We start from the raw sequence: 21,533 nt of genomic DNA on the forward strand, positions 1-21,533 counted from the left end.
AGGCGTGGCCCGGTGGGACTTACCGCGTCCTGAGCTTCGTCCACTGCACGCCGTCCGCGTCAAAGTTCTCCGGCGAGAGCCAGCGCTCATACTCCGCCCGCATTGCCGGCCATTCGCCATCGATGATCGAGAACCAGGCCGTGTCGCGGCTGATACCCTTGATGATCATGTCCTGCCGGAACAGGCCCTCGAACTGGAAACCGAAGCGCGTCGCCGCCGCCTTGCTGGATGCGTTGCGGTCATTGCATTTCCATTCGAAACGCCGATAGCCCAGATCGTCGAAGGCATGCCGCGCGAAGAGGTAGAGCGCCTCGGTCGCCAGGCGCGAACGCGCCATGGGCAGGCCCCAATGGATGCCGCCGATCTCGATCGAGCCATGTTCGGGTCGGATACGCATCCAGCCCTGCTGGCCGACCGCCCTGCCGCTCGCCTGGTCGACCACGGCGACATAGAGCGGATCGGTCTGCGTCATGGCATGCTCGATCCGCGCTTCCATTTCGGCCACGCTGCCTGGCGCATGCTGGGACAGCCAGCGATAGCGCTCGACGCCACCGGGCATGGTCGAGACCGCGAAAAGGTCGGCGGCATGCTGGGGTGCCAGGGGTTCGAGGCGGACGTAGCGGCCCTCAAGGACGATGCGCTCGGGGGCGGATTTGGCGGGTTGCGGGGCGCTCATGCTTGTTCCTTGTCCAAAATCGAGGCCAGTCCTTCCCGATAGGTCGGGTAGAGTAGTTGGATACCCAGCGCCTGCTTGATGGCGGCGTTCGAGACGCGCTTGTTGTCGGCGTAGAAGCTGCGCTGCATCGGCGTCATCGGGGCCGTTTCATAGGGCAGTTCCGGCGGCGGCTCGATGCCCAGCATGGCAGCCGCATGGGCAATCACCTCCTGGGGCGGCGCCGGCTCGTCATCGCCCAGGTTGAAGGTGCCGTCCAGCCGATTTTCCGCCGCCAGGGCCGTTACCCGGCCGATATCCTCGACATGGATGCGGTTGAAAACTTGCCCAGGCTTGACGACGCGGCGCGACGTGCCGTCGCGCAGTTTGTCGAAGGTCGAGCGGCCCGGCCCATAGATGCCGGCCAGCCGCAGGATGGTGAGCGGCACCCCGCGCTGTGCGGCATAGTCCCGCCAGACCTGCTCGGCCAGCACGCGCCGGTCGCTCCGCTCGTTGCGCGGCACCAGCGGCGCGGTCTCGTCGATCCAGGCGCCGGCGAAATCCCCATAGACGCCGACGGTGGAATAATAGCAGAGCCATTGCAGGTCGGTCGCCGCATCGAGATCGGCGCGGTGGTGGATGAGCGCCGGATCGCCATCGGCGCCGGGCGCGATGGAAAAGATCACATGGCTGGACGAGCGCATGTCCGGGCCCAGGGTAGGGCCTGGGGCCGTGCCGTTGAAAACATGCGCCTTTATGCCACCGGCTCGCAGCGTTTCGGCCTTGTCCGGTGTCCGAACCGTGCCAAAAAGGTCAACAGTCGGTCGCTGTTTCCGCAGCGCATCGGCAGCATAAGTCGATGAAAATCCCAGCCCGAAGAAGAAGGCACGCATCAGATATCCCCGGTCCACTCGGCCGCCACCGAGCTATCGCTTTCCCGGGGCAGATAGGCAAGGCTGAGCTCACGGGCGCGCGCGGGCGCCAATCGCCGCAGCGCCCAGATCGCGGCCCCGCGCACCAAGGGATCGTCGGCGCCAAGCCGCGCTTCGACCAGCGGCGTGAAGCCCGGGTCGCCCGAATTGCCAATGGCAATCAACACGTTGCGCAGGAACCGCGCCAGCCCGATGCGCTTGATGGGCGAGCCGGCAAACAATGCCCGGAATCCGGCATCATCGAGTTGCACCAGATCGGCCAGGGCGGGCCGCTCCAGCTCGGGCCGCGCCCGCAGCCTTGCCTCGCGGCTGACCGAGGCGAACTTGTTCCAAGGGCAGACCGCCAGGCAGTCGTCGCAACCATAGATGCGGTTGCCCATGGGCGCCCGGAACTCCAATGGAATCGGCCCCTTATGCTCGACGGTCAAGTAAGCCAGGCACCGGCGGGCATCGAGCTGGAACGGGGCGGGGAAGGCATTGGTGGGGCAAATATCGAGGCAGCGCGTACAGCTGCCGCAGCTCTCCTCATGCTGGATATCCCCGGGCAATTCGGCCGAGGTCAGAATGGCGCCCAGGAACAGCCAGGAGCCGAAGTCGCGACTGACCAGCACGGTATGCTTGCCCTGCCAACCCAGCCCCGCCGCCTCGGCCAGCGGCTTTTCCATCAGTGGCGCCGTATCGACGAAGACCTTGACCTCGGCGCCCGAGCGCCGCGCCAGCAGGCCTGCCAGTTCCTTGAGCTTGCCCTTGATGATCTCGTGATAGTCGCGATTGCGGGCATAGACCGAGATGGTGCCCAGCGATGGCTCGCCGAGGATGGCGAGCGGGTCGGTCTCGGGACCATAGTTGATGCCAAGGACGATCACCGACTTCGCCTCGGGCCACATGCCCCGTGGACTGGCCCGGCGGTCGGACGTTTCCGCCATCCACTCCATGTCGCCATGCCAGCCTGCGGCCAGGGCGGCATGGAGCTTTTCGGGCAGGTCGGGTCGCGCATCGGCGGGCGCGATGCCGAAGCTGTCGAAGCCCAGCGCCAGGGCGCGACTGCGCAATTCGGCGACGAGTTTTTCGGCTTCGAGACTACCAGAATTGGCCACGGGACTAGTCCCACCCACTACGTGTCACCCTCGGGCTAGACCCAAGGGCTTTGTACTTACCAGACGCGCGGCAAAGTGCAGAGCCCTCGGGTCAAGCCCGAGGGTGACGGCTGGTGGGTAAAACGCCATCAGCCGCTCAAAAATCCAGATCCGCATAGCCCTTTTGCGGCGGCATGGCCACGACGCGGTCATTAAGCAGGGTGCGGAAGGCCGGGCGCGACTTGATGCGGGAATACCAGTCGCGGGTTTCCCCCGCCTTGCCCCAGTCGATGTCACCCAGATAGTCCAGGGTCGACAGATGCGCCGCCAGGGCGAAGTCGGCCAGGGTCAGCGTATCGCCGGCCAGCCAGGAGCGGTTGGCGAAGAGCCAGTTGAAATAGAGCATATGCTCGTTGAGATTGGTCTTGGCCACGCGCAGCACCGACGGCTCGGGCGTCGCGCCGCGCTGGTCGCGCTTGACGATCTTTTCTTCGAGCACATAGCGGGTGACTTCGTCATTGAGCTTGAAGATCACCCATTCGATCATGCGCCACATTTCGGCACGCGGCGCCGGTTCGGCGGGAATGAGGCCCATGACGACGCTGGGCGTATAGAGATCTTCGATGGTGTGGATGTTGGCCAGCAAGCCAACGATCGGCTGGTCGTCGTCACCCAGGAAGATCGGCAGCGTGGCGGCGGGGTTGATTTCGAGCAATTCCGGCGTGCGCAGCCAGGGTTTGATCTCCTCCATGTCGAGCGGCACACCGTATTCCGCACACATCAGCCGGATGAGACGCGAGGACGGATCGAGGGGATGGTGCAGCAGGCTGGGCATGTGGACGCTCGTCTCTATTTTCGGCCGCCGCGTTGCGGTTGCTTGGCGCTCGGAACGAACAGCGCTAGAGCTTGCCCGCTCGATGACCCAATGGGACTGAATTAGGGGATCAAATGAACGCCGATCAAGGTCTTTTTGTGCCGCTTATCCTCGGAATTCTCGAAGGCCTTACCGAATTCCTGCCCGTCAGTTCCACCGGACACCTGCTGCTGGCCGGCCACTTCTTTGGCCTCACCCAGCCCGACACCTTCATCGTGCTTATCCAGCTCGGAGCGATCCTGGCGGTCATCACGGTCTATTTCACCAAACTGGCGGTATTGATCCGCGACGCGCTGACTGGCAAGGCCTATGCCTGGCGCTTTGCGCTTTCGGTGATCCTGGCCTGTCTGCCGGCGGTGGTGGCGGGTGTGTTGCTGCGCGACTTCATCCAGGGCGCGCTATGGGAATCGCCCATGGTCATCTGCATCAGCCTGGTGGTCGGAGGCATCATCCTGCTGCTGGTCGATCGCATGCCCAAGCGGGAGATATATGACGACATCTACGAGTTTCCCTGGCACCTGGCGCTCATTGTCGGCCTGTTCCAGATGGTGAGCCTGGTGCCCGGCGTGTCCCGCTCGGGATCGACCGTGGTCGCCGGCATGCTGTTCGGCGCGACCAAGCGCGCGGCGGCCGAATTCACCTTCTTTATCGCGCTGCCCATCATGGTGGGCGCCTTCGGCTACGACCTCTACAAGAGCCGCGACCTGATCGACGGCTCGATCGCGCTCAATGTGGGCATCGGCTTTGCCGCGGCCTTCATCGTGGGTGCCCTGGTGGTGCGGTACCTGCTGGGCTTTGTCAGCAAGTACGGGTTCGCGCCCTTCGCCTGGTGGCGGATCGTGGTGGGCGGCGCAGGGCTCATCGCCCTGGTGGTCATCCGGTAGCTACTGCTCGAGCGGCTTGTAGGTCGCGGGAATGGAGAAGAAGGCGCGCGGAATCTGTACGTCCTTCTCCACGTCATAGAGCGAAAAGGTCAACTCGGCCCCACTGGGCTCGACCAGGCTCCACTGCGCCAGTTCCTTGGTATCGGTATCGAAAATCAGCGAAACCTGGACGGTGCCCGCCACCGTCTCGTCGATGACCGTAATGGCCATGTAGCCATCCGAGTTGGTGACATCGACCACGTTAGCGTTGAGCAGGTCGATCTTGTCGCCCAGGAACTGGCGCAGCGGGATCGAGTCCTGCGGATAGGCGTAATAGGTCTCGTCGCGCCGGTTGAGCACGTAGAAGCCGCGACCGACCGAGACGATTTCCTCGCGGCTGGGTGGCGCGTAGCGGAAGGCGATCTTGTCGGGGCGCTCGAGGAAGAACGTGCCTTCGGTGCGCCCGCCATTGGTGTCGATCTGCAGGAACCGGCCGACCATGGTGCGGATGGCCGAATTGTGCGCGCCGATATCGGCGATGAGCTGCTGCTCCTCGGGCGTCAGCGCCCGGTCGAGCGCCCAGGCGGGCACGCTGAGCGCGAAGGCGGCGGAAAGACCGAGCAACAAGGCATCGCGGCGAATCATGGAGGATGGTCCCCGACTATTGGTTGGTTATAGGCTAGCCTAGAAAGCAATTGCGGCAACAGGTGGTTCCCGCCGTTCAGCTGCCGTACAGCAAAGCCAGAGATGGAGACACTTATGGCGCGGTGGAAATGGGTTGGTTTGACCATGCTGGCGGGTACCGCGCCGGCCCTGGCGGCGCTGCCGCCGCATTACCAGCGGCAGCATGAACTGGAAGCGATACTCGCGCACGTGGTCGAGGAATTCGGCATTGATCACCCGATCGATTCCATCGTGATGAAGGGCACCGACTTCTACGACGTCATCAGCGGCCCATGCCGCATGGAGGTGGTGATCGTCGATGTGCCACCGGCTGCAGGCGCCGAGCCGATGGTCGGTCCGCGGCAGTTCGCCGTGGAATCGGGGCCCATGGTCTGCGACTAGGCGCTCAGCGTCGGTCGCGCTGCTTCTTGCCACGGGCGATTTCAGTGGCCAACGCTTCGAGCTTGTGGGGCCAGAAGGCGCGGAAGCGCTCAAGCCAGTCATCGATATCCCGCAGCGGGGACGCGTCGAGCGCATAGACCCGACGCGTCCCCTCGGGTCGCACCCGGGCGAAGCCATTGTCGCGCAGGACTTTCAGATGCTGGCTGACGCCGGCCTGGGAGATGCCGAATTCGGCGGCAATCACCTCGGTCACCTCGCCTGCCGCATGCTCGCGCTCGGAGAGCAGCTCGAGGATGCGCCGCCGCACCGGGTCGCCCAGGACGTCAAAGGCGTGCATCATCCCTCCAGCGGTGGTTCGCCCGAATAGAAGCGCCGGGTCGCCTCGGCGGCCTTGAGGGCATGGTCTTGAGCCTCGCCCGCCCTGATGGCGGCCTGGCCCCAGTCACCGCTGGCCGCACGCACCAGCGCCTTGGCTTCGTCGGACGTTTCCCAGCCGCCCGTCCCCTCGGCCCGCACGTCGTCGTTGGGGCGCTCGAAATGGGCGGAGAGGCCGAGAAAGCTCAGGTCCCAGCCGACGCCGACGGCGCCCGGCCCATAAGTGTCCCAATGCGGACTGAGTGGCGCGATATGCTCGAGCTCGAGCCTGGTCCCCCCACCCTCCTTCGTCAGGACAAGGTTGACCCAGCTGACCGTGCCGGCAAATTCCCAGGTGAGCGCCAGTTTTCGCTCGGGCACGCATTCAAGCACCGTGCCGCCGGCATTGCCTTCGACCTGATAGCGACCTGACAAGGTGAGATCGCCGGTGACGGGTGCGAACCAGCGCTTGAGCCGTTCGGGCCGGGTCAGGGCGTCCCAGAGATCGGCGGGCGTGGTGTCATAGACGCGGGAGGCAATCACCGCCTTGGCCGGCTGGCCGTCTTTCTCCAGATTGCGCACCTCGCGGGTCATGGCACCCAGATGGGCCGCGATATCGAAGGTCATCGGTTCGCTCCTTTTTCGGTTGTGGCTTATATAAGCTCAGACTGAAATAGAGTCCATCGTCCCGCCAACAAAAAGCCCCGGCAACGGGCCGGGGCTTCTAAGGCGTTCTTGTACGGCTCAGTAGCCGTCTGCGTTGTTGCCGACCAGGATTTCGCGCTTGCCGGCATGGTTGGCCTGGCTGATGACGCCTTCGCGCTCCATGCGTTCGATCAGCGTCGCCGCCTTGTTGTAGCCGACGCCGAGACGGCGCTGCACATAGGAGGTCGAAGCCTTCTTGTCGGTCAGCACGATATGGACGGCCTTGTCGTAGAGCTCGTCGCCCGAACCGCCATTGGAGGTCTCGCCAAAGCTGTCCTCGCCGAAGCTGCCGCCCTCGTCCTCTTCCTCGGTGATGGAATCGAGGTAATCGGGGGCGCCCTGTGCCTTGAGATGGTTGACCACGGCCTCGACTTCGCTGTCGGCCACGAAGGGGCCGTGCAGGCGCTTGGTGCGGCCGCCCGAGGCCATGTAGAGCATGTCGCCATTGCCCAGCAGCTGTTCGGCGCCCTGCTCGCCCAAAATGGTGCGGGAGTCGATCTTGGACGTGACCATGAACGAGATGCGCGTGGGGAAGTTGGCCTTGATCGTGCCGGTGATGACGTCGACCGAGGGGCGCTGGGTGGCGGTGATGATGTGGATGCCGGCGGCGCGGGCCATCTGCGCCAGGCGCTGGATGGCGCCTTCGATATCCTTGCCGGCCACCATCATCAGGTCGGCCATTTCGTCGACGATGACTACGATATAGGGCAATGGCTCGAGGTCGAATTCCTCGCTCTCGAAGATCGCCTCGCCGGTTTCGCGGTCGAAGCCGGTCTGCACCGTGCGGGTGATGATCTCGCCCTTGGCCTTGGATTCGCTGACGCGCTGGTTGAAGCCGTCGATATTGCGGACGCCGATCTTGCTCATCTTGCGATAGCGATCTTCCATCTCGCGCACCGCCCATTTGAGCGCCACCACCGCCTTTTGCGGGTCGGTGACGACCGGGGTGAGCAGATGGGGGATGCCGTCATAGATGCTGAGTTCGAGCATCTTGGGATCGATCATGATCATGCGGCACTGCTCTGGCGTCATCTGGTAGAGCAGGCTGAGGATGAAGGTATTGATACCCACCGACTTGCCCGAGCCGGTGGTGCCGGCGATGAGCAGGTGCGGCATGCGCGCCAGGTCGGCGATGACGGGTTCGCCACCGATGGTCTTGCCCAGGCAGATGGGGAGCTTGCCCTTCATCTTCTCGAAATCGGAGCTGGCCAGCATCTCGCGGAAATAGACGGTTTCGCGGTTCTGGTTGGGCAGCTCGATGCCGATGGCATTGCGACCGGGTACCACGGCGACGCGGGCGGAGATCGCCGACATCGAGCGAGCGATATCGTCCGCCAGCGAAATGACGCGGCTCGATTTGATGCCGGGGGCCGGTTCGAGTTCGAACAGGGTCACGACCGGGCCGGGGCGGACATTGATGATGTCGCCCTTGACGCCGAAGTCGCTCAGCACTTCCTCGAGGCGGCGCGCCATGGCTTCGAGCCGTTCGGGCGCGTGCTCGGGCGAAGGCCCGTTATGTCTGGGTTCGGAGAGCAGGCTCAGCGGCGGCAGTTCGAAGCCACCGGGCTCGTCGAGGAACGAAGCCTGCGCCTCGCGCATGACGCGCTGGCCCTGGGCCGGTCGCGGTGCCGGCGCGGTGACACGCGGCTTGGCCGGGTCGACCGGATGGAAACGCGAATCGCCGCGCTGGTGATGATTGACCGGCGCCGCCGCCGGGACGTCAGGCACGAAGGGCATGTCGTCCTCGGCCTCGTCGGGGTAGTCGAGCTCGGTATCGTCATAGCTGGGGCGCGCATTGATGCGCGGCGACATTTCCGGCTCGGCGTCGAAAGCGGGTTCGTCGTCGAAGGCGGGCTCATGGCCGGCGCCGCGCACCCCTGGCGCATGGATGCGGCGCGGCTGGGCGGGGGCGACCGAGGGCTCGCGCCGCTCGGCAACGGGGGCATGCCCATCAAGGCTCGGTTCGAGTTCGTCATCGCGCCAGGTGGCGGCTTCGGCGGCCCGGCGCTCGGCATGGCTGGCCCGGGCACGGCGGAAGGCGGTGCGAAGCGAATAGCCGGTATGAACCATCGCGCCCAGGACGATATCGAGGATGGGATTGGTTTCGGGGTCGTCGGTCTCGACCGGGTCGGCGGCCACGCCCTTGCGTCCTGCCGCGGCCGGGGCGGCCTTGCGCGGACCGGATGGCACGGACGTGCCCAGGCCCATGGCGATCCAGAACGCGACCAGCGCGGGAATGGCGATGAGGATGGCGAACAATGCCGAGGTTATCGCCTGGGGCGCTTCGCCGGTCACCAGGGCCGCGAGGGCGACGGAGCCCGAACCGACCAGGCCACCCAGGCCGGTGGGCAGCGGCCAACTGGCGGGCATGGCAACAAAGGCCAGGGTGCCGGCCAGCAGCAAGGTCGCGGCAATCCAGGCGAGCAAGCGCAGGCCCATATGGCTAGGCATGCGGCGGCGGGCGAAAGCCCAGCCCCAGAGAGCGGGCGGCACCAGCAGGGCCAGGGCGGCAAGCCCGAACACCTGGAACAGCACATCGGCTATGGCGGCGCCGGGAAACCCCAGCCAATTGGCCGGCGCCTTCGCCGTGGCATAGGAAAAGCTCGGATCATCCACCGACCAGGAGGTCAGCGCCGCCAGGCACACGGCCACGAGCCCCAGGAGCACCAGGCCGACCACCCGCACCGGAATGCGAATCGCCAGGGCCGGGGGCGGCACGGGCGCGCTCCTCGAGGTACCGGCGCGCGAGCGCTGCGGCACGGACCGGATTTCGTCAAGCACGGGCGAGGGAGAACTGGGCATGGGCGAACTCAATACTGCCCGGAACTGACCGGGCCCAATATGCCGCCATGCTAGATCGATCGGGTTAACCCAAGGCTAACCATGGGGACGTCAGGGCGCTGTTGGCGACGCGAACTCGATTGGCCTCCCCCCTCGATGGGAGGGAGACGACTGAAACTCCCCGACCAAAGAAAATGGCCCGCTTCGGGGAAGCGGGCCAGAGGACCACTGGCAGCGCGAGGGAGGGCGGGCCAGGGTAAGCGGGTTGATCGTGGAGTGCGGCCCGTGCAGTTTTGCGAGTGGGAAGCCTCTGTGGCGGGCCAAGAGGGACACGAGCCGCACGCCACGATCAACTTCGAGGCGTTCCGAAGGACAAATCGCTTCCGTGAAGCGATTTGAGACGAGAAGGCCATGAGAGCTATGCTCGAATGGCGAGACCGGGCGGCGCGAACGCCGCCCGGGAAGTCGGACTTAGTTGTAGGCGCGCTCGCCATGGCTCGAGAGGTCGAGGCCGTCGCTTTCGCTCGATTCGGCGACACGGGCACCGCCGAAGATGGCCTTGACGATCAGCATGGCAACCAGGGCAACCACACCCGACCAGACGATGGCGATGGCCACGCCGGTCAGCTGGATCATGAACTGGCCGGTGACCGAATATTCCTCGGCCACGCCCAGCGGATAGCCGCCCAGGCCCGGGCTGGCGACGATGGCCGTACCCAGCGCGCCGACGATGCCGCCGATACCGTGGATGCCGAACACGTCGAGCGAGTCGTCATACTTGAGCATGGGCTTGAGGTTGACGACGGCCCAGAGGCAGACGATGCCGGCAATGGCACCCAGCACGATAGCGCCGCCCACACCGGCAAAGCCGGCAGCCGGGGTGATGGCAACCAGGCCGGCAACGGCGCCCGAGACTGCGCCCAGTGCCGAAGCGTGACCCCGGGTGATCTTTTCACCGAGGGCCCAGGCCAGCGCCGCGGCGGCCGGAGCCAGCACGGTGTTGATCAGGGCAACGGCGGTGAGCGCGTTGGCTTCGAGGTTGGAGCCGGCGTTGAAGCCAAACCAGCCGAACCACAGCAGGCCCGCACCGACATAGGTCCAGACCAGGTTGTGCGGGGCAATGGGCTCCTTCATGTAGCCCAGACGCGGGCCAAGCACGATGGCGGCGACGAGAGCGGCCACACCCGAATTGATGTGAACCACGGTACCACCGGCAAAGTCATAGGCACCCAGGCCGAACAGCAGGCCCGGACCCGACCAGACCATGTGGGCCATGGGGATGTAGGAGAAGGTGAACCAGATGGCCAGGAATGCCATCAGCGCGCCGAACTTCATGCGCTCGGCAATGCCGCCGACGATGAGGGTCGAGGTGATACAGGCGAAAGTCAGCTGGAAGACCACGAAGACCATTTCAGGCAGTTCGAAGCCGGCCGAGAAGGTGGCAGCGCGGCTGTCGAGCGTGACGCCGCTGAGGAAGAACTTGGAGAAGTCACCCACAAAGGCGGAGAGGCCGCCCTCGGTCGGGCCGGCAAAGGCCAGCGAATAGCCGTATGCGACCCAGAGAATGGCAATCATGGAGAAGCCGAGGAACACCTGGGTGAGAACCGACAGGATGTTCTTGGAGCGAACCAGGCCGCCATAGAACAGAGCCAGGCCCGGGATGGTCATGACGATCACGACCATGGTGGAAACCAGCATCCAGGCCACGTCGCCCTTGTCGACGACCGCGGCGGCTTCTTCAACCACAGGCGCAGCAGCGTCCTGCGCAAATGCCGGCAGGGCCAGCAGGAGGGAAGCCAGTGCGGCGCTCCCCAAAATCTTTGACGTCTTCATCTGTTTTCTCCCGAGGACGCTTAGAGGGCAGCCGCGCCGGTTTCACCGGTGCGGATACGGGTGACGGCGAGCAGATCGAGCACGAAAATCTTGCCATCGCCGATGCGGCCAGTCTGGGCGCTGTCGCGGATGGCGGTGCTCACGGCATCGGCGAGCGCGTCGTCGACGGCGATCTCGATCTTGAGCTTGGGCAGGAAGTGCACGGCATATTCCGTGCCGCGGTAAATTTCCGAATGCCCCTTCTGGCGGCCATAACCCTTCACCTCGGTCACGGTCATGCCGTGGACATCGAGGGAGTTGAGAGCCTGGCGAACCTCTTCGAGGCGTGATGGCTTGATAATTGCGATCACCAGTTTCATGTGAGCCCCTTTGCGCTTGGCGCTTGTCTGGAATGGCCAGATAGACTCAAGCGCCGTGCCAATTGTGCCATGGCGCGAAAATGCACATGAATTCAAAGAGTTAACGATTTGGCAGGCAATAAGCGTTGGGCGAGCCAGACAAACTGCACAATCGTTGGGCATTTCTGGACGGGATTGAACAAATTTGCAGCAGGCCGCGGCGATCCGCGCGCTTGCGCAAAATAACTGCAGGTCCACAATGGCTCCAAGGAGACGCAGATGAGCCAGCAAACTTATGACGTCCTGATCGTAGGCGGCGGCCCGGTGGGGCTCACGCTCGCCCTGGCGCTGGTGCAATCGGCCAGGGGCATTCGCGTCGGCCTGGTCGACCGACGGCCACTTTCGGTGCCGCGCGACGCGCGGGCATCGGCCATTGCTGCCGGTGTACGACGCGTGTTCGAGGCGCTCGGCGTGTGGCCGGAAATGGCTGCGGCGTCGCAGCCCATCACCAGCATGCGCATCACCGATTCGGGCCAGGGTGATATTGCCCGGCCGCTGTTCCTGACGTTCGACGGCGATATCGCGCCGGGCGAGGCCTTTGCCCATATGGTGCCCAACGGCGTCAGTGGGCGGGTGCTGCTCAATGCCGTGGCCGACCAGATTTCCGTCGTCGCCCCTGCCGTGGTCACCGGCTACAGCGTCGAGGGTGGCGCCGCCCGACTGGCGCTGGAGGATGGCCGGGTGCTCAGTGCGCCGCTGCTGGTCGCGGCCGATGGCGGCCAGTCGGCCCTGCGCGGCATGGCCGGCATCGGCGTCATCGGGCATGACTATGGCCAGGTGGGCCTGGTCACCACCATCGGCCATGAACTGCCGCATGACGGGGTGGCCTATGAACATTTCCGCCCAGCCGGACCCTTTGCCAGCCTGCCGCTGCCGGGCAATCGATCTTCGCTGGTCTGGACCGAGCGCCGCGAGACCGCGCCACGCTTCCTCGCCATGGAGCCGGCCGAACTGGCGGGCGAAATCGAGGCAGCGATGGGTTCGACGCTGGGTTCGGTGACGGTGGAAGAACAGCTGATGGGTTTCCCGCTCAAGCTGCAGATTGCGCACGACTTCATTGCCCCACGACTGGCGCTGGTGGGCGATGCGGCCCATGTGGTGCATCCCATTGCCGGGCAGGGCCTCAATCTCGGGCTCAAGGATGTGGCGGCGCTGGCCGAGGTGGTTATCGAGGCCGTGCGCCTGGGCCTCGACCATGGCAGCCAGGACGTGCTGGAGCGCTACCAGCGCTGGCGGCGTCTCGACACGGCAAGCATGGCTGCAATGACCGACGGCCTCAACCGGCTCTTTTCCAACGACGTCGCGCCGGTGCGGGCCTTGCGCGATTTCGGCCTGGGCCTGGTCGATCGGGCCGGCCCGATCAAGTCGGCGCTGATCCGCACGGCCTCCGGCGTCTCAGCCAGTGGTCCGCGGCTGCTCAGCGGATTGCCGATCTGAGCCATGGTTCTCCTGGACTCCAGCGCCATGTGGCGGGCGGAGTATGACGCGGACGAGCGCTGCCTGCGCATCTGGTTTACCGGTGACGACAGGCCCTACGGCTATCGGGACGTGTCCGAGGACGTGTTCGACGGCCTATGCTCCGCCGACTCGCCGGGCCGGTATTTTGCCGCCCATATCCGCGACCGCTACGAGGTCATTCCCCCGCCCTAGCGGTCGCCGTCCCCAAGTTCGGGCAGTTGCCTGATGGCCTCGGGCTCGACCGTGCGGGCCTCTTCCAGGCTGAGCAGCGGTACGCCGTTGACGATGGGAAAGGCCAGGCGGGCCGCAACCGAAATCAGCTCGGCCCGATCCGCCGAAAGCGTGAGACGCGTCTTGGTCAGCGGGCAGACCAGCATTTCGAGCGTCTTGACGTCGAGCACATGCCGCGGGTTGATGGCTGGCGTCTGGCTCATGGTCAGTTGAGCGGCGCGGCGCCACCGCTGCCGCCGCGGGCGATTTCATATTCGGTCATGGCGATCAGGGTTTCGGCGCGCTGTTCGAGGGTTTGCGCTTCCAGCAGCACCTGCTTTTCGGCCGGACCGTAGGGTCCGACCATGCAGCAGAAATTGACGAGGTCCGCGGTGCCGGTCCGCTCGATCTCTTCCCAGTTGAGTTCGATGCTGGCGAATTCGGCATAGTCGCGCATCATCTTGACGAAGCGTTCCCGGTCGACCGCCTCTTCGCCGAAATCGCGGGTGAAATCGGTCGCGAAATCGTCCGCGGCGATCACGCCCTGGCGATAGGGCGTCATGACGGTCAGCTCGTTCACCAGGCGGAAGCGGGCAACGCCTTCCAGAATAATGAAATAGCGTCCTTCGCCACTTTCCTCGAAATGGGTCAGGCGTCCCAGGCAGCCGACGGACTGGAGCGGGGAGCGGCCCTTGGGGCTTTCCTCGGACGTATCCTCGGGCTGGATCAGCCCGATCAGCCGGTCGCCGCGCAGGGCGGCGTCGACCATTTCGATGTAGCGCGGCTCGAAGATATTGAGCGGCCGGTGCGAGAAGGGCAGCAGCAAGGCCCCGCTCAGCGGAAAGATCGGCACCGATTTGGGCAGATCGGCCGGGGATGCGGGTCGCTTGAGCATGGTCGCCTCAGGAGAACAGGGCGGCCGAGAGCAGGCGGCGGCCTTTTGCCGTGGCCGGGTCGCGCGGGCCCCAGGCGTCGAAGAATTCGAGCAGCTTCTTGCGGGCGCCGTCCTCGTTCCAGGTGCGGTCGCGCTTGAAGATGGCGACCAGCGCCTCGGCGGCCTCGACCCGCTTGCCTTCGGCATTGAGCGCCAGCGCCAGGTCGTAGCGCGCCTGATGGTCATCGGGGTTGGCGGCCACGGCAGCTTCGAGCGCCGCGGTCTCGCTGAGGTTGGCGGCCTCACCCAGGAGGCGAATCGAATTGACCAAAGCCGTATAGGCCTCGCCCTTGCGCTCGGCTTCCGGAAGCATGTCGAGTGTCGCCTGGGCCTGCTCGGCCTCGCCGGCCGCCATATAGACGCGCGCGAGGCCAATCAGCGAAGCGGCATGGTCGGGCTGGTGCTGCAGCACCATGCCGAAGATCTGCGCGGCGCGGGCAAGATCGCCGGCCTTCAGCGATTCCTCGGCGGCGGCGACGGCTTCGGCGATCTGGGCTTCCATCGAGCCTTCGGCAGGCTGGGGGGCCGGGGCGCCCGAGATGACGCGCTCGGCAAAGCGGCGCACTTCGCCCTCGGGCATGGCGCCCATGAAGCCATCCACGGGCCGGCCGCCGGCAAAGGCGAACACGGCCGGGATCGACTGGACGCCGAGCTGCCCGGCAATCTGGGGATGCTCGTCGATATTGATCTTGATCAGCTTGATCGCCCCGGCCTTCTCGTTGACGACCTTTTCCAGCGACGGCGTCAGCTGGCGGCAGGGGCCGCACCAGGGCGCCCAGAAATCGACCAGCACGGGCTGCTCGAGGGACGCGTCGATCACATCGGCCTTGAAGGCCTGATCGCTCGAATCCTTGATCAGCGCTCCGGCCGGGATGGTGGACTGGGGGGCAGCGGCGACGCCGTTGAACGGAGTGGACATGACGGAAACAAGGCCCTTCAGACACTGGCAAACTGGGATATTCGCGGACCTTCTTGCGCCCGCAAATGGTGATGTGACAAGCCCCTCAATCCACAAGACGACGACAAGATGACGGCGGCGCCAAATTGTGGGTTGCAATCGGACAAGTGATTGGGCATATAGGCGCGCGTCGCCGGACTGCCAAGGCAAGCCGGAGACAACGGAGCGCGGGTGTAGCTCAGGGGTAGAGCATAACCTTGCCAAGGTTAGGGTCGTGGGTTCGAATCCCATCGCCCGCTCCAATCTTCCCAAAGGAAGAAACGATCAAAAGGCCGGACCTAGCGTCCGGCCTTTCGTTTTTTCGCCTCAGGGCAAGGTGTGGCCGGCGGTGCGGAACAGGCGGTACCATTCCTCGCGGGTCAGCTGCACATCCGAACCGGCCGCCGATTCCTTGACGCGGCCCGGATTGGTGGTGCCGAGCACGACCTGGATATTGGCGGGGTGCCTCACGATCCAGGCCACGGCGATGCCGGTGGGCGTCACGCCATATTTGGCGGCCAGTTCGTCGATGGCGGCGTTGAGTTCGGGATAGGCCTGGTCGCCGAGGAAGATGCCGTCGAAAAAGCCCTTCTGGAACGGCGACCAGGCCTGCAGCATCATGCCCTTGAGCCGGGAATAGTCGAGCAGGCCGATATCGCGCGAAATCGACTGATCGAGCCCGGCCATGTTGGCGGCGATGCCCTGCGCGATAAGCGGCGCATGGGTGATCGAGAGCTGCACCTGGTTGGCGACCAGCGGTTGCTTGACCGCGCTCTTGAGCAGTTCGATCTGCCCGGGCGTATGGTTGGAGACGCCGAAATGGCGCACCTTGCCTGCTGCGACGAGCTGTTCGAAGGCCTCGGCCATCTCCTCGGGCTCCACCAGGGTATCGGGGCGGTGCAGCAGCAGCAGATCGAGATAATCGGTTTTGAGCGCCGCCAGCGAGCCATCGACGGTCGCCAGGATGTGCTCCTTGGAGAAATCGAAATAGCCCTTGCGGATGCCGACCTTGGACTGGATCACCACCGCCTCGCGCTCGGCCGCGGTCAGCGTCACCGCTTCGCCGAAGCGCTTCTCGCAGAGGTGGCGTTCGCCGCCATAGATGTCGGCATGGTCGAAGACATTGATGCCGGCGTCACGCGCCGTACCCACCAGGGTCGCGATTTCGGCATTGCTCATTTTGGGAATGCGCATCAGGCCGAGCACGACGCTCGATACGGTGCGGCCGGCATGGGGGAGCGTATAGGTCTTCATGGACTTGGGTCTCGCGGGCGAATCTTGCCGCCAACAATAGCGGCTGCTTGCGCCACTGGCGCCGCCAAATATGGGGCGGCCGCACCACGGCGAGCGGCACACACACCGATCGATTGACCCACGTCAATAATGGCGGCGCGTGTCGCGCTATGGATGGCGGGACAAAGCAATGCTGCCTGGAGTTTTTGAAATGTTGAAACCTGTCGGGAGTTTTCCCCCCGCCGCTTTGGGGCGTACCGCGGTCGCAGCGGGGTCGGCCCTGGGCCTCCTGCTGACCCTGGGGACGCCCGCCTATGCGCATGTGAAATGGTTCGCACCTTATGTCGTGGGTTCGGCGCCGGCCCCCATAACCCAGACGTTGGCCAATGGCTGGTTCTGGCTGGGCATCGTGCTGGTGCTGGCCTTCTTCGTGGCCACGGTGGTGCTCGAAAAAGGTCCGGTCGGCCAAGGCGCAAGCGCCGCGCTCGACCGCATCAGCCTACCGCTGTGGAACCGGGCAGACGACTTCATGCGGGTGGTCATCGGCGGCTTTTTCGTCGCGATCTTCGCCGTGGGCGGGGTCTATCTCACGCCCGATCTGCAGACACCCAACGAGTGGGTATCGTGGCTGCAGCTGCTCATCGCCATGCTGGTGTTCTCGCGGCGCACCATGCCGCTGGCGGCCGCCGGCATTATCGGCCTCTGGGTCATCGCGCTGCGCGACTATGACTTCTTCCACCTGCTGGATTATCTGGCGCTGGGCGTTGGTGTGGCCGGCTACCTGGTGCTGGCCGCCAATCCCAATGGCCGGTTCTACGGGCAACGCTTTGCCGTGTTGCGCTGGGGCGTCGCCATTGCACTGATGTGGTCGAGCCTTGAAAAGTTCGCCTATGCCGAATGGTTCTACCCGCTGGTCGAGGAACGTCCCTTCCTAACGTTCGGCATGCCGCGCGACACCTTCATTCCCATGGCGGGCGTGGCCGAATTCACCATGGGCTTCGGCCTGCTGTGGACGCCGCTCATCCGGCGGCTGTCGGCGATCGCCCTCATCGTCATCTTCACCGCCGCGGTCTATCCGTTCGGTCGCATCGACCTGGTCGGGCACGCCATGATCATGGGAACGCTGTTCCTGATCGCCGCCGATCCCTCGCCGTCGGGGCTGAAGCTGGGGGGCTTTGTGCCAAGGATGGGCAGCGTGCCGGCCGGCTTGCTGGCTGCCCTGGTGGTGATCGGCGGGGCCTATTGGGGCCTGCATGGCCTGTTCTACGACGAAGCGGCGCATCCGCCGGCAGTGGTCGATGCCCAGGGCGAGCTGCTGACCCATGTCCCCAATGCCGAGCATCCGCATGGCCTGGTCGATCCGGCAGCCCAGCCGTAGCGCCCAACGCCGCCGGGCTGTCGGTGCGGCGGCATTTATTTCGTCGTGAGCCCGAGGAAGGTGCTGAGTTCCCTGGCCGCGGCGGCTCCCGCCCGGTTGGCGCCAATGGTCGAGGCGGAAGGGCCGTAACCCACCAGGTGCACGCGGGGATCGCGACCAACCTGCGTCGCGAGCCGCCCGGTCATGGTGATGCCTCCGCCTTCCTCACGCAGTTGCAGCGGCGCCAGGTGGTCGAGCGCGGAACGGAAGCCGGTGCACCACAGAATCACGTCGACATCGAGCGTCCGGCCATCGGCCCAGCGCACCCCCGACGGGGTGATCTCGGTAAACATCTCCTGCCGCTCCAAGACGCCGCGTTCGCGCATGGCAAGGATGGCCGGCGAGAGCGGCAGGCCGGTGACCGAGACCACGGAATTGGGCGGGAGGCCGGCGCGTACCCGATCCTCTACCAGCTTGACGGCCGCGCGCCCGGCCTCCTGGTCGAAGGGACCCTCGCGGAAACGGGGTGGCGTGCGCGTGACCCAGCTGGTGCGCGTCACCTGCGAAATCTGGTCGAGCAGTTGGATGGCCGAAATGCCGCCGCCCACCACCAGGACATGCTGGCCGGCAAAATCCTCTGCCGCGTGGAACTGCTGGGTGTGCAATTGCCGGCCGCGAAAGCTGTCGCGCCCGGGATAGTCGGGGATGAAGGGCTTTTCCCAGGTCCCGGTGGCGTTGATGATGCCGCGGGCCGAGAACAGGCCCCGATCAGTCTCGACGCGCAGGCGCTCGCCCCGATCGCAGACCACGCTGACACTGGCGGGCCGCAAGACGTTGAGGCCGAACCGCTCCTCATAGGCGGCGAAGTAATGCGGCACGGCCACCGAGGCGCGTACGCTGTCATCGCCGCCAGCACTGTCGGCAAAGCTCATGCCGGGCAGGTCATGCACGCGGTTGACCGTGGAAAGGGTGAGCGACGGCCAGCGATATTGCCAGGCGCCACCCGGTTGCGGCGCGCGGTCGAGCACCAGGAAGTCGCGCCCGGGCTCGAGCCCAAGCTGCTTGAGATGATAGGCCGAACTCAGCCCGGCCTGGCCGGCCCCGATGACGACGATATTGAGCTTGAGGGCCACCCGGGCGCTCTGATCCTGGTCCGGCACGTCTGGCCCCCGAAACAACCCAACCCATGTAGGATGGCGAATCTGCATCGGCAACCTCCAGCCACCGCGCGGGTTGTCTGCGTCAGGAGATCAGATATGGCACATGTTACCTACGACATCGTCGAGCATGACGGCGGCTTCGCCTACAAGGTCGGCGACGTGTTTTCCGAAACCTTTCCGACCCACCAGGCAGCGCATGATGCCGCGGTTGCTGCCGCGCAGCGGCAACAGCTGGAGGGGGCCGACGAAGCCATCCTCTACCAGGACAGCAAGGGCCAATGGCACGAGGAGCAGGCCGATGGCGGCGACCGGCCTGAGACCGAAGTCGAGGATGAGCTGAAGGACTAGGGCCTAAACCTCTCCCTTTTGGGGGAGAGGTGAGCGGGCCTTACGCTCTTGAAGCCAGATGCTGCCCGGTCAAGGAACCCTTGGCCTTGGCAAGATCGGCTGGCACGCCTTCGAACTGCACCGTGCCACCGCCCTGCCCCGCGCCGGGCCCGAGGTCGATGACCCAGTCGGCCCGCGAGATCACATCCAGGTTGTGCTCGATGACGATGACTGATGAGCCGGCATCGACCAGGCGGTCGAAGAGCCCGATCAGCGTATCGACGTCGTTCATGTGGAGCCCGGTGGTGGGTTCGTCCAGCACGTAGATATTGCCCTCCTTGCCCAGTTCGGCCGCCAGCTTGAGCCGTTGGCGCTCGCCGCCGGACAGGGTCGAAAGCGGCTGGCCCAGCGTCAGGTAGCCAAGGCCCACATCGTCGAGCCCCTTGAGGATGCGCGCTATGGCCGGCTCGGTGAAGAACTCGACCGCTTCGGCAATGCTCATCAGGTAGACGTCGCTGATCGACTTGCCGCGCAGCTGATGCTCGAGCACTTCGGGCAGGAAGCGCTTGCCTTCGCAGGTCTCGCAAGTGGTGACCATCGGATCGAGATGGGCGAGATCGGTATAGATGACACCCAGGCCGTTGCAATCGGGGCAGGCGCCCTTGGAATTGGCCGAGAACAAGGCGGCGTCGACGCCATTGGCCTTGGCGAAGGCTTTTCGCACGCTGTCGAGGATGCCGGTATAGGTGGCCGTGTTGGACCGCCGCGATCCGCGCGCCAGGTTCTGGTCGATGATGATGGTGTCGGGATAAGCCTGGGGCAGGCAGCCCTGGATGAGACTGGATTTTCCCGAACCGGCGACGCCCGACACGGCGGTCAGCACGCCTTTGGGAATGGTCACCGACACGTCTTTGAGATTGTTCAGCCGGGCATGGGCAATCTTCAGCTCCCCGGTCGGCTTGCGCACCTTGTCCTTGATCGGCTGGTGCTTGCTGATGTGGTTGCCGGTCAGCGTGCCCGAGCGCAGCAGGCCGGCATAGTCGCCCTGGTAGACCACCTCGCCGCCTCTGCTGCCCGCCAGGGGCCCCATGTCGACGACATGGTCGGCGATGGCAATCATGTCGGGCTTGTGCTCCACGATCAGTACCGTGTTGCCCTTGTCGCGCAACTGCTGCATCAGGCCGGCCAGACGCCCGACATCGTGGGGGTGGAGGCCGACCGAGGGCTCATCGAACACATAGGTGATGTCTGTCAGTGACGAGCCGAGGTGGCGCACCATCTTGACGCGCTGGCTCTCGCCACCCGACAGGGTCGAGCTTTCGCGGTCGAGGCTGAGATAACCCAGGCCGATCGTCACCAGATTTTCGAGCCGCAGCGCCAGGGCCTCGAGCATGGGGCCCACCTGCGGCGCCTTGATCTTGCGCACCTTTTCGGCCAGCTCGCTCACCTGCATGGCCGAGAACTCGGCGATGTTGTGGCCATCCACCTTGCTCGCCAGGGCCGCCTGGTTGAGCCGGGCGCCGTGGCAGGCCGGGCAGGTCGCCCGGGTGAAGATCTTCTCGTATTCGCGCAGCACATGCGGCTGCAGGCTTTCGGGATCCTTAGAGCCCAGGCCGCTCTTGAGCTTGGAGACGACACCCTCATAGGTGAGGCCGATCTTGCCCACCTTGATCTTGCGGCCGTCGTTGAGGTGGAAGAGGTTGTGGCGTTCCTCCTCGGAATAGTCCTTGATGGGCTTGTCCATGTCGAAGAGGCCCGAATTCTTGAAGATTTCCCACCACCAGGTGTCGACGGCAAAGTCCTTGGGCAGCAGGGCGCCCTGGTTGAGCGACTTGGACTCATCGACCACCGCCGACATGTCCATCGCCGCCACCTGGCCGATGCCTTCGCAGTCCGGGCACATGCCGCGCGGATCGTTGTAGGAATAAAGGCTGGGCGGCCCCAGCCGGGGCTCGGCCAGCCGGCTGAACAGCACGCGCAGCATCTGCGCGGCGTCGGTCACCGTTGCCACCGTCGAGCGCGAATTGCCGCCAAGCCTTTGCTGGTCGACGATGATGGCGGCCGAGATATTCTCGAGCTGGTCGGCATCGGGCTGGCCGTAGCGCGGCATGAATTGCTGCACGAAAGCGGGATAGGTCTCGTTGATCAGCCGCTGCGATTCCGCTGCGATGGTGCCGAAGACCAGTGACGACTTGCCCGAGCCCGACACGCCGGTGAACACGGTGATCTGGCGCTTGGGAATGTCGAGCGAGACATTCTTGAGATTGTTCTCGCGGGCGCCGCGGATGGTGATCGAACCATAGATCTCGTGCTGCAATTGACGCTCCCTCATCTGCTGGCCATGAGGCAAATATCATGAAGCCTGCTGACATGACGCGTCAGCA

Annotated in this window: 22 protein-coding genes and 1 tRNA gene; 7 read left to right on the forward strand and 16 right to left on the reverse strand. The window is 65.0% G+C overall.

Going from position 1 to position 21,533, the window contains the following annotated elements; genetic code table 11:
- Nucleotides 1-19 precede the first annotated feature (19 nt).
- The 4 genes from JI749_RS02150 to JI749_RS02165 all read right to left on the reverse strand — a co-directional run bounded on the left by JI749_RS02150 (nt 20) and on the right by JI749_RS02165 (nt 3,495).
- A complete protein-coding gene (locus JI749_RS02150) occupies nt 20-676 on the reverse strand; it encodes a GNAT family N-acetyltransferase (protein ID WP_201658244.1) in 657 nt (218 codons plus the stop codon).
- Nucleotides 673-1,545 (reverse strand): NAD-dependent epimerase/dehydratase family protein, encoded by an 873-nt coding sequence (locus JI749_RS02155; protein ID WP_201658246.1) that lies wholly within the window; start codon nt 1,543-1,545, stop codon nt 673-675. Before JI749_RS02155 ends, JI749_RS02150 begins: the two co-directional genes overlap by 4 nt.
- The gene (gene queG / locus JI749_RS02160; protein WP_407644895.1) at nt 1,545-2,681 is read right to left on the reverse strand and encodes a tRNA epoxyqueuosine(34) reductase QueG; all 1,137 of its coding nucleotides are present in this window, start codon (nt 2,679-2,681) and stop codon (nt 1,545-1,547) included. The genes JI749_RS02155 and queG overlap by 1 nt, the downstream gene beginning before the upstream one ends.
- Before the next feature lie 136 nt (nt 2,682-2,817).
- The gene (locus JI749_RS02165; RefSeq protein WP_201658250.1) at nt 2,818-3,495 is read right to left on the reverse strand and encodes a glutathione S-transferase family protein; all 678 of its coding nucleotides are present in this window, start codon (nt 3,493-3,495) and stop codon (nt 2,818-2,820) included.
- A gap of 113 nt (nt 3,496-3,608) precedes the next feature.
- Here JI749_RS02165 and JI749_RS02170 point away from each other — a divergent pair, with 113 nt between their 5' ends.
- A complete protein-coding gene (locus tag JI749_RS02170; protein WP_201658253.1) occupies nt 3,609-4,418 on the forward strand; it encodes an undecaprenyl-diphosphate phosphatase in 810 nt (269 codons plus the stop codon).
- Here the strand turns inward: JI749_RS02170 and JI749_RS02175 are convergent, their stop codons facing one another.
- On the reverse strand, nt 4,419-5,042 hold the full coding sequence (locus tag JI749_RS02175; RefSeq protein ID WP_201658256.1) for a LolA family protein: 624 nt from the start codon (nt 5,040-5,042) through the stop codon (nt 4,419-4,421).
- Between the two features lie 114 nt (nt 5,043-5,156).
- Between JI749_RS02175 and JI749_RS02180 the strand changes: the two genes are divergently transcribed.
- Nucleotides 5,157-5,462 (forward strand): hypothetical protein, encoded by a 306-nt coding sequence (locus JI749_RS02180; RefSeq protein ID WP_201658259.1) that lies wholly within the window; start codon nt 5,157-5,159, stop codon nt 5,460-5,462.
- A 4-nt stretch (nt 5,463-5,466) separates the two neighbouring features.
- Here the strand turns inward: JI749_RS02180 and JI749_RS02185 are convergent, their stop codons facing one another.
- From JI749_RS02185 to JI749_RS02205, 5 genes are all read right to left on the reverse strand, one after another.
- On the reverse strand, nt 5,467-5,799 hold the full coding sequence (locus JI749_RS02185; RefSeq protein ID WP_201658262.1) for an ArsR/SmtB family transcription factor: 333 nt from the start codon (nt 5,797-5,799) through the stop codon (nt 5,467-5,469).
- Nucleotides 5,799-6,443 (reverse strand): SRPBCC family protein, encoded by a 645-nt coding sequence (locus JI749_RS02190; protein WP_201658265.1) that lies wholly within the window; start codon nt 6,441-6,443, stop codon nt 5,799-5,801. Before JI749_RS02190 ends, JI749_RS02185 begins: the two co-directional genes overlap by 1 nt.
- A gap of 117 nt (nt 6,444-6,560) precedes the next feature.
- The gene (locus tag JI749_RS02195; RefSeq protein WP_201658268.1) at nt 6,561-9,323 is read right to left on the reverse strand and encodes an FtsK/SpoIIIE family DNA translocase; all 2,763 of its coding nucleotides are present in this window, start codon (nt 9,321-9,323) and stop codon (nt 6,561-6,563) included.
- Nucleotides 9,324-9,773: 450 nt separating this feature from the next.
- Nucleotides 9,774-11,135 (reverse strand): ammonium transporter, encoded by a 1,362-nt coding sequence (locus JI749_RS02200; RefSeq protein WP_201658271.1) that lies wholly within the window; start codon nt 11,133-11,135, stop codon nt 9,774-9,776.
- Nucleotides 11,136-11,155: 20 nt separating this feature from the next.
- Nucleotides 11,156-11,494, reverse strand: a complete 339-nt coding sequence (locus JI749_RS02205) for a P-II family nitrogen regulator (protein ID WP_201658274.1) — start codon at nt 11,492-11,494, stop codon at nt 11,156-11,158.
- A 258-nt stretch (nt 11,495-11,752) separates the two neighbouring features.
- Here JI749_RS02205 and JI749_RS02210 point away from each other — a divergent pair, with 258 nt between their 5' ends.
- Both JI749_RS02210 and JI749_RS02215 read left to right on the forward strand, forming a co-directional pair.
- Complete coding sequence (locus JI749_RS02210) at nt 11,753-12,970, forward strand: FAD-dependent monooxygenase (protein WP_201658277.1); 1,218 nt, start codon at nt 11,753-11,755, stop codon at nt 12,968-12,970.
- Between the two features lie 3 nt (nt 12,971-12,973).
- Complete coding sequence (locus JI749_RS02215; protein WP_201658280.1) at nt 12,974-13,183, forward strand: KTSC domain-containing protein; 210 nt, start codon at nt 12,974-12,976, stop codon at nt 13,181-13,183.
- On the opposite strand, the gene JI749_RS02220 is transcribed toward JI749_RS02215, so the two are convergent.
- The 3 genes from JI749_RS02220 to JI749_RS02230 are packed head-to-tail and all read right to left on the reverse strand — an operon-like array spanning nt 13,180 to nt 15,054.
- Nucleotides 13,180-13,425 (reverse strand): Trm112 family protein, encoded by a 246-nt coding sequence (locus JI749_RS02220; protein ID WP_201658283.1) that lies wholly within the window; start codon nt 13,423-13,425, stop codon nt 13,180-13,182. The genes JI749_RS02215 and JI749_RS02220 overlap by 4 nt on opposite strands.
- A 2-nt stretch (nt 13,426-13,427) precedes the next feature.
- Nucleotides 13,428-14,096: an LON peptidase substrate-binding domain-containing protein gene (locus tag JI749_RS02225; protein ID WP_201658298.1), complete on the reverse strand. Its 669-nt coding sequence runs from the start codon at nt 14,094-14,096 to the stop codon at nt 13,428-13,430.
- Nucleotides 14,097-14,103: 7 nt separating this feature from the next.
- Nucleotides 14,104-15,054 (reverse strand): thioredoxin family protein, encoded by a 951-nt coding sequence (locus JI749_RS02230; protein WP_201658301.1) that lies wholly within the window; start codon nt 15,052-15,054, stop codon nt 14,104-14,106.
- A 206-nt stretch (nt 15,055-15,260) separates the two neighbouring features.
- On the opposite strand from JI749_RS02230, the gene JI749_RS02235 reads away from it, so the two are divergent.
- Nucleotides 15,261-15,335: transfer RNA gene (locus JI749_RS02235), tRNA-Gly, on the forward strand.
- 64 nt (nt 15,336-15,399) lie between these two features.
- Here the strand turns inward: JI749_RS02235 and JI749_RS02240 are convergent.
- Nucleotides 15,400-16,326 carry an aldo/keto reductase gene (locus JI749_RS02240; protein WP_201658304.1) on the reverse strand — a complete coding sequence of 309 codons (927 nt, stop codon included), beginning with the start codon at nt 16,324-16,326 and terminating at the stop codon, nt 15,400-15,402.
- Between the two features lie 190 nt (nt 16,327-16,516).
- Between JI749_RS02240 and JI749_RS02245 the strand changes: the two genes are divergently transcribed.
- The gene (locus JI749_RS02245) at nt 16,517-17,683 is read left to right on the forward strand and encodes a hypothetical protein (protein WP_233280832.1); all 1,167 of its coding nucleotides are present in this window, start codon (nt 16,517-16,519) and stop codon (nt 17,681-17,683) included.
- A 35-nt stretch (nt 17,684-17,718) separates the two neighbouring features.
- Here JI749_RS02245 and JI749_RS02250 read toward each other — a convergent pair whose 3' ends face one another.
- Nucleotides 17,719-18,822 carry an NAD(P)-binding domain-containing protein gene (locus tag JI749_RS02250; RefSeq protein ID WP_233280833.1) on the reverse strand — a complete coding sequence of 368 codons (1,104 nt, stop codon included), beginning with the start codon at nt 18,820-18,822 and terminating at the stop codon, nt 17,719-17,721.
- A 96-nt stretch (nt 18,823-18,918) separates the two neighbouring features.
- Between JI749_RS02250 and JI749_RS02255 the strand changes: the two genes are divergently transcribed.
- Nucleotides 18,919-19,170 (forward strand): DUF2188 domain-containing protein, encoded by a 252-nt coding sequence (locus JI749_RS02255; protein ID WP_201658310.1) that lies wholly within the window; start codon nt 18,919-18,921, stop codon nt 19,168-19,170.
- A 40-nt stretch (nt 19,171-19,210) separates the two neighbouring features.
- On the opposite strand, the gene JI749_RS02260 is transcribed toward JI749_RS02255, so the two are convergent.
- Nucleotides 19,211-21,466 (reverse strand): ATP-binding cassette domain-containing protein, encoded by a 2,256-nt coding sequence (locus JI749_RS02260; RefSeq protein ID WP_233280834.1) that lies wholly within the window; start codon nt 21,464-21,466, stop codon nt 19,211-19,213.
- Nucleotides 21,467-21,533 lie beyond the last annotated feature (67 nt).

It is taken from the genome of Devosia oryziradicis (assembly GCF_016698645.1).
In the GTDB taxonomy this organism is placed as follows: domain Bacteria; phylum Pseudomonadota; class Alphaproteobacteria; order Rhizobiales; family Devosiaceae; genus Devosia; species Devosia oryziradicis.